Annotated in this window: 17 protein-coding genes and 3 other annotated features; of the genes, 14 read left to right on the top strand and 3 right to left on the bottom strand. The window is 39.0% G+C overall.

Annotation, left to right across the window (positions count from 1 at the left end; genetic code table 11):
- The 7 genes from ytxC to V7164_RS15650 form a co-directional block, all read left to right on the top strand.
- On the top strand, window positions 1-658 hold a 658-nt coding region (gene ytxC / locus V7164_RS15620; RefSeq protein WP_335354535.1), incomplete at its 5' end, for a sporulation protein YtxC.
- A gap of 73 nt (window positions 659-731) precedes the next feature.
- Window positions 732-955, top strand: a binding site (T-box leader).
- Between the two features lie 45 nt (window positions 956-1,000).
- Window positions 1,001-2,932 carry a threonine--tRNA ligase gene (thrS, locus tag V7164_RS15625; protein WP_335344231.1) on the top strand — a complete coding sequence of 644 codons (1,932 nt, stop codon included), beginning with the start codon at window positions 1,001-1,003 and terminating at the stop codon, window positions 2,930-2,932.
- Window positions 2,933-3,141: 209 nt separating this feature from the next.
- Window positions 3,142-3,270 (top strand) — a sequence feature (ribosomal protein L20 leader region).
- A gap of 150 nt (window positions 3,271-3,420) precedes the next feature.
- Window positions 3,421-3,924, top strand: a complete 504-nt coding sequence (infC, locus tag V7164_RS15630; RefSeq protein WP_066292582.1) for a translation initiation factor IF-3 — start codon at window positions 3,421-3,423, stop codon at window positions 3,922-3,924.
- 15 nt (window positions 3,925-3,939) lie between these two features.
- Entirely contained in the window at window positions 3,940-4,140 is a 201-nt protein-coding gene (gene rpmI, locus V7164_RS15635; RefSeq protein ID WP_066292584.1) for a 50S ribosomal protein L35, read from the top strand.
- A gap of 25 nt (window positions 4,141-4,165) precedes the next feature.
- Window positions 4,166-4,525 (top strand): 50S ribosomal protein L20, encoded by a 360-nt coding sequence (rplT, locus tag V7164_RS15640; protein ID WP_335344229.1) that lies wholly within the window; start codon window positions 4,166-4,168, stop codon window positions 4,523-4,525.
- A gap of 54 nt (window positions 4,526-4,579) precedes the next feature.
- Window positions 4,580-4,852: a DUF1294 domain-containing protein gene (locus tag V7164_RS15645; protein ID WP_335354536.1), complete on the top strand. Its 273-nt coding sequence runs from the start codon at window positions 4,580-4,582 to the stop codon at window positions 4,850-4,852.
- Window positions 4,853-4,922: 70 nt separating this feature from the next.
- A complete protein-coding gene (locus V7164_RS15650; protein WP_335344227.1) occupies window positions 4,923-5,492 on the top strand; it encodes a TVP38/TMEM64 family protein in 570 nt (189 codons plus the stop codon).
- A gap of 31 nt (window positions 5,493-5,523) precedes the next feature.
- Here the strand turns inward: V7164_RS15650 and V7164_RS15655 are convergent, their stop codons facing one another.
- The gene (locus V7164_RS15655; RefSeq protein WP_335344226.1) at window positions 5,524-5,940 is read right to left on the bottom strand and encodes a sigma-w pathway protein ysdB; all 417 of its coding nucleotides are present in this window, start codon (window positions 5,938-5,940) and stop codon (window positions 5,524-5,526) included.
- Between the two features lie 129 nt (window positions 5,941-6,069).
- Between V7164_RS15655 and V7164_RS15660 the strand changes: the two genes are divergently transcribed.
- Window positions 6,070-6,561, top strand: a complete 492-nt coding sequence (locus tag V7164_RS15660; RefSeq protein WP_335344225.1) for a dUTP diphosphatase — start codon at window positions 6,070-6,072, stop codon at window positions 6,559-6,561.
- Between the two features lie 73 nt (window positions 6,562-6,634).
- On the top strand, window positions 6,635-7,720 hold the full coding sequence (locus V7164_RS15665; RefSeq protein WP_335344224.1) for a M42 family metallopeptidase: 1,086 nt from the start codon (window positions 6,635-6,637) through the stop codon (window positions 7,718-7,720).
- Window positions 7,721-7,772: 52 nt separating this feature from the next.
- Here the strand turns inward: V7164_RS15665 and sspI are convergent, their stop codons facing one another.
- Window positions 7,773-7,979 (bottom strand): small acid-soluble spore protein SspI, encoded by a 207-nt coding sequence (gene sspI / locus V7164_RS15670; RefSeq protein WP_335344223.1) that lies wholly within the window; start codon window positions 7,977-7,979, stop codon window positions 7,773-7,775.
- Between the two features lie 119 nt (window positions 7,980-8,098).
- On the opposite strand from sspI, the gene V7164_RS15675 reads away from it, so the two are divergent.
- From V7164_RS15675 to pheT, 3 genes are all read left to right on the top strand, one after another.
- Window positions 8,099-8,851 (top strand): TrmH family RNA methyltransferase, encoded by a 753-nt coding sequence (locus V7164_RS15675; protein WP_335344222.1) that lies wholly within the window; start codon window positions 8,099-8,101, stop codon window positions 8,849-8,851.
- Window positions 8,852-8,928: 77 nt separating this feature from the next.
- Window positions 8,929-9,208 (top strand) — a binding site (T-box leader).
- 55 nt (window positions 9,209-9,263) lie between these two features.
- The gene (gene pheS / locus V7164_RS15680; RefSeq protein ID WP_335347214.1) at window positions 9,264-10,301 is read left to right on the top strand and encodes a phenylalanine--tRNA ligase subunit alpha; all 1,038 of its coding nucleotides are present in this window, start codon (window positions 9,264-9,266) and stop codon (window positions 10,299-10,301) included.
- A gap of 49 nt (window positions 10,302-10,350) precedes the next feature.
- Window positions 10,351-12,765, top strand: coding sequence for a phenylalanine--tRNA ligase subunit beta (pheT, locus tag V7164_RS15685; RefSeq protein WP_335347215.1), 2,415 nt, complete (start codon window positions 10,351-10,353; stop codon window positions 12,763-12,765).
- A gap of 36 nt (window positions 12,766-12,801) precedes the next feature.
- Here pheT and rnhC read toward each other — a convergent pair whose 3' ends face one another.
- On the bottom strand, window positions 12,802-13,743 hold the full coding sequence (gene rnhC / locus V7164_RS15690) for a ribonuclease HIII (protein WP_335354537.1): 942 nt from the start codon (window positions 13,741-13,743) through the stop codon (window positions 12,802-12,804).
- Between the two features lie 126 nt (window positions 13,744-13,869).
- Between rnhC and zapA the strand changes: the two genes are divergently transcribed.
- Window positions 13,870-14,133, top strand: coding sequence for a cell division protein ZapA (gene zapA, locus V7164_RS15695; RefSeq protein WP_335345238.1), 264 nt, complete (start codon window positions 13,870-13,872; stop codon window positions 14,131-14,133).
- Between the two features lie 3 nt (window positions 14,134-14,136).
- A partial coding sequence (locus V7164_RS15700; protein ID WP_335354538.1) for a CvpA family protein occupies window positions 14,137-14,521 on the top strand: 385 nt, incomplete at its 3' end.

Below are 14,521 nucleotides of genomic sequence, written 5' to 3' on the forward strand. Positions count from 1 at the left end.
GTTTCGCAGAATTATAGCTGAACATTATTATTATCAGGATGAGGAGGAACAGCAGCAAATTCTTGAGATTATTCATTCCATCCTAGAAGGAAATAGAAAGGACCTTACCACTTTCCTGAGTGATGTAGATATGGAGGGGAATATTAAAAATACGATTAATGAAATCTTCCATGAGAATATTAACTTTTCCTTCGATTCCTTTGTGAAATTTAGATTGCGTCCAATAATGGACCAAATGGCCAAATATGTAGAAATTTCAATAGATGAATATAAAATGGAGCAAGAGTACCAAATGTTTATTCAAACTTTAAGGGATTTTTTAACAGGTAGAGAAGCGAAGTTCGACCACATTCATTTACTAATTGATGATGGCATTCATTTTTTTAATGAAAACTATGATGAAATGAAACGGGCGGATTTAGCACATATGATTGATAGAAGGCTTCTGATTAATCACCCTGTTTATGTGGATTCAGTTACGATTGCCCCATTGCTTTCCATTGCACCGGCCATTATTTATCTTTATACCGAGTATAAGGAGCAGGCACTCGTTAGAACAATCCAAAATATTTTTGAAGAAAGACTCGTGATAAGCTCAACTAGTAAATTTTATAAAAATAAAAGTATGCTAACGTATACAGCTGATGAAAAAATATAAAGATGCCCTTGATTTTCCTGAAATAACAAACTATAATAACGTACATAATATGAAGTGCATCAATTCTTAATAAATATAAGTTTTGATAAGGACAAGGGTATTCTTTTACGGTTTAAAGAGAGGGAAGGCAAGGCTGGAACCTTCCTAACACGAATAGAATGCTTACCACCTTTGAACTTCAGCTCGGAAATGGGCTGACGGTCACAAGCCGTTAAATTGCTACAAGTCATTTGACACATATTTTTGTGAAATGAGAAGTAGGGTGGAACCACGTGTTAATTACAACTCGTCCCTTTTTTAGGGACGAGTTTTTTTATTTTTATCCAAATAGGAGGATTTGCTATGTCAGATTTAATTAAAGTATCGTTTCCCGATGGGGCTGTAAAGGAGTTTCCTAAAGGGACGACAACAGAAGATATCGCTGCTTCTATAAGTCCTGGACTTAAGAAGAAGGCGATAGCAGGTAAATTCAATGGCGAAATGTACGACCTGCGCCGTCCAATTGAAGAAGATGGAGCGGTCGAAATCGTTACTCAAGACAGCAGCGATGCATTGGAAGTACTTCGCCACAGTTCAGCACACTTAATGGCACAAGCGATTAAGCGCCTATATAAAAATGTTAAGCTCGGTGTAGGTCCTGTCATCGAAGGCGGGTTCTACTATGATATTGATCTTGAGCAATCCTTGACTCCAGAAGATCTGCCGCTTATTGAAAAAGAAATGAAAAAGATCATCAATGAAAACATTGATATCATTCGCAAGGAAGTTAGCCGTGATGAAGCTGTTAAATTGTTCAAGGAAATTGATGATGAATATAAATTGGAGCTGATCGAAGCAATCCCAGCGGATGAGACAGTGACACTTTATGAGCAAGGAGAGTTTGTTGACCTTTGCCGCGGTGTTCACGTGCCATCTACTGGCAAGCTGAAGGAATTAAAGCTACTAAGCATTGCCGGTGCTTACTGGCGCGGAAACAGCGATAATAAAATGCTGCAGCGCATATATGGAACAGCTTTCTTTAAGAAGGAAGATTTAGCAGAGCATTTGCGCCTGCTTGAGGAAGCAAAAGAACGTGATCACCGAAAGATCGGGAAAGAGTTAAATTTATTTACAAACTCACAAAAAGTAGGACAAGGCCTGCCGCTATGGCTTCCAAAAGGAGCAACAATTCGCCGTATCGTTGAGCGCTATATTGTTGATAAGGAAGTACGTTTAGGCTATGACCATGTGTATACACCAGTTATGGGAAGTGTAGAGCTGTACAAAACGTCTGGTCACTGGGACCATTACCAAGAGGATATGTTCCCTGTCATGGAAATGGACAATGAGCAGCTCGTTCTTCGTCCGATGAACTGTCCGCACCACATGATGATTTATAAAAATGGCATTCACAGCTACCGTGAGCTTCCAATTCGGATTGCAGAGCTTGGAACGATGCATCGCTATGAAATGTCTGGAGCATTGTCTGGTCTTCAGCGTGTACGTGGAATGACATTAAATGACGCTCATATCTTTGTCCGTCCTGACCAAATTAAAGAAGAATTTATTCGTGTTGTCCGGCTTGTACTTGACGTGTATAAAGACTTTGGCATCGAGGATTATTCTTTCCGCTTATCTTATCGTGATCCGCAAGATAAAGAGAAGTATTTCGATGATGACCAAATGTGGGAAAAAGCACAAGCCATGCTGAAAGAGGCTATGGATGAAATTGGGCTCGACTATTTCGAGGCTGAAGGAGAAGCTGCTTTTTACGGTCCAAAACTGGATGTACAAGTAAAAACTGCTTTAGGCAAGGAAGAGACTTTATCAACAGTACAGTTAGACTTCTTATTGCCTGAGCGCTTTGATCTAACTTATATCGGGGAAGATGGCAAACATCATCGTCCAGTCGTTATTCACCGTGGTGTTGTTTCAACAATGGAACGCTTTGTAGCCTTCTTAATTGAAGAGTATAAAGGGGCATTCCCAACATGGCTTGCACCTGTTCAAGTTCAAGTCATTCCTGTTTCGCCAGATGTTCACTACGACTATGCAAAGGAAGTGCTTGAACAACTTAAAGCTGAAGGCTTCCGTGTGGAGCTTGATGACCGAAACGAGAAAATTGGCTACAAAATTCGCGAAGCTCAAATGCAAAAAACTCCATATATGCTTGTAGTCGGCGATAATGAGGTAGCCGAAAAGGCGGTCAATGTTCGTAAATATGGAGAGCAGAAATCTGAAACAGTTCCATTTGCAGATTTTATTGCGGGATTGAAGGAAGAAGTTAAAAGATAATTGAGATATATCGACAACTTTCCGAATATATCAGCGACTTTCTAGAGCTCTAAAGTTTGAGAAACTCTGCTCATTTATTGGAAAATCTCAAAAATGTATTGCATGATTCCGATACATTTGTTACAATTTTCTTCGTTGCAACAGAAATGAACGTTTGACATGAAAACATCTTTTGTGATATAGTTGCTAAGGTAAATTGAATACAGTTTGAGGAAAAGAAGAAGCACCCGCTTCTCACCTGATTGACGCAAAGAGCAGTTGGCAGGTTTTACGTAAACGTTGTTGTTTAAATTTTGTACGTAAAGTGTGGGTGTTGTCATCCACACTTTTTTTATTGGATTTAAACAGATCTGCGTCTCTTTGGAACAGATATGTTATGTATTCTTGCGAATGTAGCTTTCGTCCGGTGCAATAGGCTCTAATGCCTTCTTGACCCAAATGTTGTGTTCGCATATTAACCTTGGAGGTGTCTAACTATTAGCAAAGATATGTTGTTAAACGAGGGCATTCGCGCCCGTGAAGTTCGTCTTATTGACCAAAACGGCGAGCAATTAGGAATCAAGTCAAAAATCGAAGCACTTGAAATTGCTGCACGAGTTAATCTTGATGTTGTTCTTGTTGCACCGAATGCAAAACCTCCTGTAGCCCGTATCATGGACTATGGAAAGTTCAAGTTCGAGCAGCAGAAGAAAGATAAAGAAGCCCGCAAAAATCAAAAGATTATCAGTGTTAAAGAAGTTCGTCTAAGCCCAACAATTGATGAGCATGATTTTAATACAAAGCTTCGCAATGCAATTAAATTCCTTGAAAAAGGCGATAAAGTTAAAGCATCGATTCGATTTAAAGGACGTGCCATTACCCATAAGGAAATTGGTCATCGTGTATTAGTTCGCTTTGCTGAGGCTTGCACAGAAGTAGCTACTGTAGAATCACATCCGAAAATGGATGGCCGCAGTATGTTCATGATGCTAGCACCTAAAAACGAAAAGTAAGAGGAGGAATTCCAAATGCCAAAAATGAAAACTCACCGCGGCGCTGCTAAGCGTTTCAAAAGAACAGGATCTGGAAAACTTAAGCGTCACCACGCTTACACAAGCCACTTGTTCGCTAATAAATCTCAAAAACAAAAGCGTAAGCTTCGCAAAGGAACTCTTGTTTCTTCAGGCGATTACAAACGCATCCGTTTCTTATTAGTAAATCTTAAGTAATATCCGATATTAGGAGGGAAATCATATGCCACGTGTAAAAGGCGGTACAGTTACTCGCAAACGTCGTAAAAAAGTTCTTAAATTAGCTAAAGGTTATTTCGGTTCAAAACATACATTATATAAAGTTGCTAACCAACAAGTAATGAAATCTTTAATGTATGCTTACCGTGATCGTCGCAACAAAAAGCGCGATTTCCGTAAACTATGGGTTACTCGTATTAACGCAGCAGCTCGCATGAACGGTCTTTCTTACAGCCGTTTAATGCACGGTTTAAAGCTTGCTGGCATCGAAGTAAACCGCAAAATGCTTGCTGAATTAGCAATCGCTGACGAAAAAGCATTCGCTGAATTAGCATCTGTAGCTAAGCAAAACTTAAGCAAGTAATATATCTGCCATTCTCGATTAGAGGATGGCTTTTCTATTTTGGAGGTATAAATCATGCTAAAGATATTTATTGCTTTGTTTATCATAATTAATATAGCGGGTTTTTACTTGATGAAAATCGATAAGAATAAAGCAAAAAACCATCAATACCGAATAAGCGAAAATACATTATGGCTTGTAGCCATTTTTTTCGGTGCTACTGGCATGACGCTAGGGATGAAAACCTTCCGTCATAAAACAAAGCATTTCCAGTTTAAATACGGTTTGCCGGTACTATCTCTCCTTGAAATAGGTCTCCTCCTATTTGCATTTAATCTTTTGTCATAACTGTCGGAATCCCTCAATAAGCTGTAAAAGAAGACAGCAAGGATTTTAAGCATTAAGAGGGTGAGTGAAGATGAATGATCAATTATCATTGCTATTTGTGATGATTGAAACAGCCGGAATTTTAGCCCCCATTGCCTTTATATTATTTCATATTTTAAGGCAATTTTTCTTTATTCCTGTTCCTCTCGTATGTCTAACAGGAGGAATTTTATTTGGCAGTTTTTTTGGCAGTTTATACTCGTTAATTGGTTTAATGCTAAGCAGTATTCTTTTCTATTTTCTTATTAGCCGTATGCCGAAAACACATGCTAAACTATCAAACTTAAAAAAACGATGGTTTGGGGAGTATCGGAATCTAAGTGTAGGTCAAATAGCTGTATTAAGGCTTATCCCCTTTATTCATTATCATTTACTGAATTTTTGCCTAATTGAGCGAAACAAAAGCTTTCAGGATTATCTTAAGAATTCATGGATAACAAATCTGCCTTTAGCCATTTTCTACACGGTGTTTGGAGAATTTATAAGTAGGTTTACTCCATCAATGATTCTCATCATCTTACTCTCCCTTGGGGTCCTTGTTTTCATATTAAGGGAAAAAGTAACTGTGATTAAGTGGAGGGAATTTTTTAAAGCTGCATAAAGAAAAAACGTTCGGGATTTTCCGAACGTTTTTAACTGTGTTCATTGAATGGTGTTTCGGGTGTCTTACTTTTTTCCATAAACTCTTTGATGGGACTTTTCCAGTCGATTTTTGCATTCGGGTAATTTTCGTATACTTTTCTTTCGATAAATTGTAAATCTTCTCGAACCATTCCTTTCAGTGAGGCAAGGTTTCTAGGCCAAATAAAGATAGAGATGACCTCAAAAGCGTTTTCAGTTGTCCCTAAGTATTTTTCCCCTTCAAACAAAACTCCTTTATAAGTAATCAAAAAGTTTTTACGCACATTGTTAGAATCATCTAAGAAATAATACCGTTTCTGCTCATGGGCCAGTTCGAGCTTCCGTTTCGGATTTAATAAATATTTGAACACGCTATATATGAGAAAAATTATAATAGCAAATAGCAGGAAGCGTATTAGCCACATCATAAGAAGCCCCTCCAATTGTATTTTCCTTTCATTACGAATAACCCAACAAAAAAGTTTCAACTTTCTATACTTTTGTTATAATTTTTTTATAATTATTTATAAGTAGACCTAAAATTAGGATGGTGTAAAATGAATTATCAAAAATTATTTACTATGCAAAAAGGACTGGATGAACATATTGAAACAAAGCATCAGCTGCAGAATGAAAATTTAATTGATCGTAAAGTGTTGGCATTACTGGTAGAATTAGGAGAACTTGCGAATGAAACGAGGTGCTTCAAGTTTTGGAGTTTAAAACCCTCATCCCCTAGGGAAACTGTTTTAGAAGAATTTGTGGATGGTGTTCATTTTATTCTTTCACTTGGAATAGAGTGCGGTTTTTCACAGGAAAGTGAATATTTAGGACAGAAAGAAGCAAAAACTTCTATAAGTGATCAGTTTTTGCATGTGTTTGAGTTAGTAAGTATGTTCAAAAACAGCAAGGCATTAGAGGATTATAAAGAACTTGTTCAAGCCTACATACAATTAGGAGAGCTTCTGGGATTTAATGCAAAGGAAATCGAGAAAGCATATATTGATAAAAATGAAGTTAATTATGAAAGACAACGACAAGGGTACTAAATGGGTATTTTCTTTTTGTTATTAGAAAATTTTAGTATAATAAAACCGAATACATATTAAGGGAGTCGAAATAATGACGAAATTAGATGCAACGTTAACGATGCTAAAGGATTTAACTGATGCAAAAGGGATTCCTGGCAATGAGCGTGAACCCCGCGAAGTCATGAAGAAATACATAAGTGAATATGCCGATGAAGTGACAACTGATGGACTTGGCAGTTTAATTGCCAAAAAAGTCGGGAAAGAGGACGGCCCGAAAATAATGGTTGCCGGCCATTTAGACGAAGTAGGTTTTATGGTTACAAATATTGATGATAAAGGATTTCTTCGTTTTCAGACCGTTGGCGGCTGGTGGTCACAAGTCATGCTTGCTCAGCGGGTAACGATTGTGACAAACAAAGGGGATGTAACTGGAGTCATCGGTTCAAAGCCTCCGCACATTCTTTCTCCAGAAGCAAGGAAAAAGCCAGTAGACATTAAAGATATGTTTATTGATATCGGTGCTTCTAGCAAGGAAGAAGCGAAGGAGTGGGGCGTGAAACCTGGTGATATGGTCGTTCCATATTTTGAATTTACAGTGATGAATAATGAAAAGATGCTTCTTGCAAAAGCATGGGATAACCGTATTGGCTGTGCGATTGCCATTGATGTTCTAAAATCACTTAAAGATGCTGATCATCCAAACATTGTTTATGGAGTAGGAACAGTTCAGGAAGAGGTTGGACTTCGTGGTGCCCGTACATCCGCACAAAAAATTGAACCGGATATTGCTTTCGGGGTGGATGTAGGAATCGCTGGAGATACTCCTGGCATCACAGAAAAAGAAGCATTAAGCAAAATGGGTAAAGGCCCTCAAATCATTCTTTATGATGCGTCCATGGTTTCTCACAAAGGCTTGCGTGATTTAGTAACAGATACAGCTGATGAATTGAATATTCCATATCAGTTTGATGCTGTGCCAGGAGGTGGAACAGATTCAGGTGCTATTCACTTAACACATAATGGAGTACCTGCATTATCCATTACGATCGCTACCCGCTACATTCATTCGCATGCAGCCATGCTTCACCGTGATGACTATGAAAATGCTGTAAAGTTAATTGCCGAGGTCATTAAACGCCTTGATAGAGAAACGGTTGAAAAGATTACGTTTCAATAATTACAAAGAAAAAAGATGAGCCAACTAGGTCATCTTTTTTCGCTTATACTATTTATTTCAATCCATTCTCCAATGTTTGAAGCATCTCCTGTTTATCTTGATCAGAGGAGTTCTTCCAAATCACTTCGAATAATACTCCTAATCCAGGGAGCATTTTTTCCTCTCCGTTTTGGATAGCATCAACAATTGTATCCTTTAATTCGTCTTGTGAATTACCTGAAACATTGTGTATAATTGCGTTTCTTAAGTTTAAGTTCATTGACAGCACTCCTTCCGTATAATCGAATCGTTATTATGATTTCATTTTTTGGATTTATTATGTATTTTATTTGGGCTATAATAAGAAAATTGGAGCAAAAAATAAAGGAGAGTGAGAGTGTGAAGTATATTCACTCTGCGAATAACCCTCAAGTTAAGCAATGGAAAAAGCTTTTAACGAAAAAGGAAAGAGACAAAACGGGAACCTTTTTAGTCGAAGGCTTTCATCTCGTTGAAGAAGCATTATTAAACGGACGTATTGAAGAAATTGTGGTCAGTGAAAATACTGGATTGCCGCCTTCATGGAATTATGGAGAAATTCCAGTAACGTTAGTAACGAATGACATTATTCAAAGTTTATCTGATACGGAAACACCTCAAGGGGTAATCGCCATTTGCCGTCAGCCCGAGTTTAACGCTGATCAAGTTAATGGAAACAAATATTTGCTAATTGATGCGGTTCAAGACCCTGGGAATTTAGGCACGATGATTCGAACAGCGGATGCTGCGGGCGTGGATGCTGTAATCATTGGGGATGGTAGTGTAGATAGCTATAATCCGAAAGTACTCCGCTCCGCACAAGGCAGTCATTTTCACCTCCCGATAGTTAGAGGAAATCTTTCTGACTGGATTAGTAAGCTTACGAAGGAAAACATCCCTGTGTACGGCACGGCATTAGAAAATGCAAAAGAGTATACAGAAATTGAAACTAAGGGGAGATTTGCCTTAATAGTCGGCAATGAAGGAAGCGGCGTACGAAAGTCGATTTTGGGAGAAACAACTGATAATCTTTATATCCCCATTTACGGAAAAAGTGAATCATTAAATGTAGCTATTGCAACAGGGATTTTGCTTTATTACTTAAGAAATTAGTAATTGGGCGCTTTTTTTCAGAAAACCGTTTGAAACTATGTGAAGAATATACTATAATAACAGGAAAATTATATTGTTATAAAACAATGATGGAGAAAAGTAGCTTGCAGGGAACTTTTCAGGGAGAGAATGCCTAGACTGAGAGCATTTTCAAAGGGAAGGCAAGGGAAATTTCACCTCCTGAGTTGGCATCGGGACCATTATAAAGTTACGGCTGACTAAGCCGCTTCCACTTTTCAATGTAAAGATGTTCCGGCTTATTGCCGTTATCCGAATGAAGCGAATACATAAAGCGATCAATACATGCTTTTTGTGTTAAAAAGGGTGGTACCGCGAATCCAAAACCTCGTCCCTTTATGGGATAGAGGTTTTTTATTTTGGAAAAAAACAGATTTAAAGGAGGATTTTTTAGATGCAAGAGCGTTTAAAAGAACTGCAAAGCGAAGCGTTGGACAAAATCAGTCAAGTGTCCGATTTAAAAGAGCTAAATGATATTCGAGTATCTTATTTGGGAAAAAAAGGACCCATTACAGAAGTATTGAAAGGCATGGGGAAATTATCTGCCGAAGAACGCCCAGTCATGGGGGCACTAGCGAATGAAGTACGTGATGCTATTGCAGCAGGAATTGAAGAGAAGCAAATACATTTAGAAGAGGCAGCTGTTCAAGAAAAACTGGCAGGTGAAAAAATTGATGTTACCTTGCCAGGCCGTCCAGTGAAAACGGGAAATCATCACCCTCTTACAAGCATCGTAGAGGAAATTGAAGACTTATTTATTGGGATGGGTTATACAATTGCTGAAGGACCCGAGGTAGAAAGTGATTATTATAATTTCGAAGCGCTAAACTTGCCAAAGGATCACCCAGCTCGTGATATGCAGGATTCCTTCTATATTACAGAAGACATTCTTCTACGTACCCAAACATCCCCTGTACAAGCGAGAACAATGGAAAAGCACAAAGGGAAAGGTCCTGTGAAAATTATTTGTCCAGGAAAAGTGTTCCGACGTGATAATGACGATGCTACACACTCCCATCAGTTTATGCAAATTGAAGGTCTAGTTGTCGATGAAAACATTCGCATGAGTGATTTAAAGGGAACTTTAGAATTGTTCGCGAAGAAGTTATTTGGAGAAGACAGAGAAATCCGCTTACGCCCAAGTTTCTTCCCATTCACTGAGCCTTCAGTAGAGGTGGATGTATCCTGCTTTAAATGTGGTGGGAAGGGCTGTAACATTTGCAAAAAAACCGGCTGGATTGAAATATTAGGAGCTGGTATGGTCCATCCGAATGTACTTGAAATGTCAGGCTTTGATTCAAAGAAATACTCTGGATTTGCATTCGGAATGGGAGTGGAGCGGATTGCCATGCTGAAATACGGCATCGATGATATTCGCCATTTCTATACAAATGATGTGCGTTTCTTAAAACAATTCTCTATTAATGAATAGTTTACAGCTGCTAAAAGGGTTAGAAAAATGAGATACAGGAGGATATAACATGTTTGTTTCATATAAATGGCTGCAGGATTATGTTGATTTATCAGGTGTGACCCCAGCAGAGCTTGCAGAAAGAATTACGAAAAGCGGTATAGAGGTTGAAGGCATAGAGGTTCTAAATGAAGGGATTCGCGGTGTTGTCATTGGGCATGTTCTTGAAAGAGAGCAGCATCCGAATGCTGATAAATTAAATAAATGCTTAGTCGATATTGGTGGTGAAGAGCCTGTACAAATCATTTGTGGCGCACCTAATGTTGATAAAGGGCAAAAGGTTGCAGTCGCAACAGTTGGTGCCGTTCTACCAGGCAATTTCAAAATCAAAAAGGCAAAGCTTCGCGGAGAGGAATCAAATGGAATGATCTGTTCCCTTCAGGAGCTTGGGATTGAAAGCAAGCTTGTGGCAAAGGAATATTCAGAGGGCATTTATGTATTCCATCAAGGGGCCGAGGTTGGAACAGATGCAATTGAACAATTACATCGAGATGACCAAGTGTTAGAGCTTGGCTTAACTCCGAATCGTTCTGATTGCTTAAGTTTACTTGGAGTTGCCTATGAAGTGGCAGCGATTTTAGGAAGAGAAGTGAAGCTTCCTGAAACAGATCATGCTGAATTATCAGAAAATGCTTCTGATTATATTCGAGTTGATGTGGAGGCACCTGAAGATAACTCGTTATATATTGCAAAAGTCATTAAAAATGTACAAATCAAGCCATCTCCTCTATGGATGCAAGGAAGATTGATGGCATCAGGCATTCGTCCGCATAATAATGTTGTTGATATTACAAACTATATTTTGCTTGAATATGGCCAGCCGCTTCATGCTTTCGACTATGACCGTTTTGGGTCAAAGCAAATTCTCGTTCGCCGTGCGAAGGATGGAGAAATCATCCAAACACTAGATGAAGCAAAAAGAGAATTAACTTCAGACCACCTACTTATCACAAATGGCAAAGAGCCAGTTGCCCTTGCGGGTGTTATGGGAGGCTTGGACTCTGAGGTACAATCCGATACAAAAACGGTTCTTCTTGAATCTGCATTTTTTAAAGGCGCAACAGTCAGAAAAGCATCTAAAGATCACGGTTTACGAAGCGAAGCAAGCGCGCGTTTTGAAAAAGGCGTTGATCCAAACAGAGTAAGAGCAGCAGCAGAAAGGGCTGCACATCTGCTCGAAAAATATGCTGGCGGAGAAGTGTTAGCAGGTTCTGTGGAAGCTAATACATTAAAGGTTGAACCGGCCATCGTTTCTGTTACATTAGATAAAATCAATCGTGTACTGGGAACATCATTAGAAATGAAAGACATTGAGGATATTTTTGCCCGTCTTCAATTTGAAACAAGTGTGGACGGAGATTCTATTATTGTAACAGTTCCTACCCGCCGTGGTGATATCACCATTGAAGAGGATTTAATTGAAGAAGTAGCTAGACTATTTGGCTATGATAATCTTGGATCAACTCTTCCATTTGGTTCATCAACACCGGGCCATTTAACAGCCTATCAAAATAAGCGCAGAATCGTCCGCAGATACCTTGAGGGAGCAGGCCTATACCAAGCGATCACTTATTCATTGACAAGCGGATCGAAAGCAACGCAATATGCATTAGAAACGCGGGAGCCCATTCGTTTGGCGATGCCGATGAGTGAGGAGCATAGCACACTTCGACTAAGCATCATTCCACAGCTCCTGAATGTCTTAAAACACAATGCTGCACGACAAAATGAACATCTTGCTGTTTATGAGATCGGAGATGTATTCCTTTCAGAAGGCAAGGATGTATTGCCAGAAGAACGAGAACATCTTGCTGGTGCAATAACAGGTTTGTGGCAAAGCCATCTATGGCAAGGAGAAAAGAAGCCAGTTGATTTCTTTGTTGTAAAAGGAATTCTTGAAGGCTTATTTGCTAGTATCGGTCTAGAAAATGTAATTGAGTATCGTCAAGCTGTAAGAGATGGATTGCACCCAGGCAGAACAGCAGACATCATCTTGAATGGCGAAGTAGCTGGTTTTGTAGGCCAAACGCATCCAACAGTAGAAAAAGAATACGATTTAAAAGAGACTTATGTTTTTGAGCTAAGCTTAAAGGCTATTTTAGAAGCAGAGACAGCGCCTTTACATTACCAAGCCATCCCGCGCTATCCATCTATCACACGTGATATCGCGCTCGTTGTCGATAAAGCTGCAGCTGCTGGAGAATTAGGAAGTATTATTAAGGAAGCAGGCGGAGCATTATTGAAGGAAGTTCAAGTATTTGATTTATACGAGGGCGACCGAATGGAGGAAGGTAAGAAATCTATTGCCTTCTCGCTTAAATATTTTGATCCTGAACGTACGTTAACGGATGAAGATGTTGTGAAAGCCCATGATAAAGTATTACAGGCAGTGAAGGATAAAGCTGGAGCTGTATTAAGAGGATAAACAACTAGGGGATGCCATTTGTGGCATCCCCTGTTTTTATTTTCGGTACTTCGATGCTACTAATCGCTTCGCCTTTTCTGTATTAGCAAAATGAAGCTTTACGAAGGCTGGCAGGCATTCAAGCCCTTTTTCATGAATAAGCCTCGCAGCTGCCTCATCAACCTTTGCCCCAGCCCCTTTTGTAATCTTAAATCCAGCGGCTTTGCTCAAATTGTCAAAGTGCTTGATGAACGCATATCTTGCGAGAATCGATGCAGCTGCTACTGCTAGGTGAATGCCCTCCGCTTTCGTACTAAAATACACATTTTCCGTTTGGACGACTGACTCCTTATTTAAGTATGAATAATACACTTCCTCTTTAGCAAACTGGTCAATTAAAATCGCTTCGGGAACGTTTGGAGCAATTTTTTTTAGGAGATGCCCGATTGCTTGATTATGAAGCAAAGCTTTCATTTTGCCCTGTGACATGCCTGATTGCTGCAGTTTATTATATTTTTCATTGTGTAATGTTAATAGACTAAAAGGGACAATATCTTTAATTTCCTTGGCAATGCTCACAATCTTTTCATCATTTAAGTCTTTCGAATCCTTCACGCCTAATTCCTTCAGCAAGGGGATTTGATCCCTATTCACATAGGCTGCCACTACGGTAATAGGTCCAAAATAATCTCCTGTCCCAACTTCATCTGAGCCAATAACAGAAAGAGAGCTAATATTTTTTGGCAAGTGATTTAACTGGGAGCTTTCCTTTTTGGCAGAACTAGAAGGTTTGGCGGGTTTGCCCCATTTCGCAGATTCTTCTTCGCTGCCGCTTCCTTGAAACAATACTTTTCCGGATTTATAGGCGGTAATAGCACAGGATGGCGTTTTCGCGGCAAAGATACTCCCAGGCGGATTTTTACCGGATAGAAAGCGATCGTAATATATTTTCATCTCAGCAATTTCATTTAAAGCTTTAACAAGAACAATATTGCTCATACATTTTGCCCCTTTCCTATAGGCGTTTACATATTCTGTGTTTTTTTGACACGCTTCTACTTCCCACGTTTTTATGTTTCATGTTATGATATGGATTAGGATTCTAACGGAATGGAGGCATGACGATTGTCAGATGTACAAAAAAACCGTACGAGTGTAGATATATATGGACAGCAATATATTATTATCGGTACTGAGAGTCATAGCCATGTTCGGCTTGTTGCCTCAATGGTTGATGATAAAATGCGTGAAATCAGTTCCAAGAATCCTTATCTTGACAGCAGTAAATTAGCCGTTTTAACGGCTGTCAATGCCGTTAATGATTATATCAAGCTGAAGGATCGTCTAGAAAGGCTTGAAATTGAATTAAAAGAGAAAAGGACTGAATAAGTCATGCTAGATCTTGCCATACTCATTATATTAATAATAGGTTTTTTCGTTGGCTTAAAGAGGGGCTTTATTCTGCAATTGATCCATTTAGTCGGCTTTATTATCGCATTTATTGTTGCTCATATGTATTTTGAAAAGCTGGCCCCTAAATTAACCTTATGGGTTCCTTACCCAAATCTCCAAAGCAATTCAACAATGCGAATGCTATTTGATCAAGTCAATCTTGAAGATGCTTACTATCGCGCCATTGCCTTTGTCGTGATTTTTTTTGCGGTAAAAATTGTCCTGCAAATGATAGGAAGTATGCTTGATTTTGTTGCACACCTGCCGGTTCTAAAGCAATTAAATGTTTGGGCAGGCGGAATATTAGGTTTTATAGAAATATATC

The sequence above is a fragment of the Bacillus sp. JJ1474 genome (assembly GCF_036965225.1).
Lineage (GTDB): Bacteria > Bacillota > Bacilli > Bacillales > Cytobacillaceae > Cytobacillus.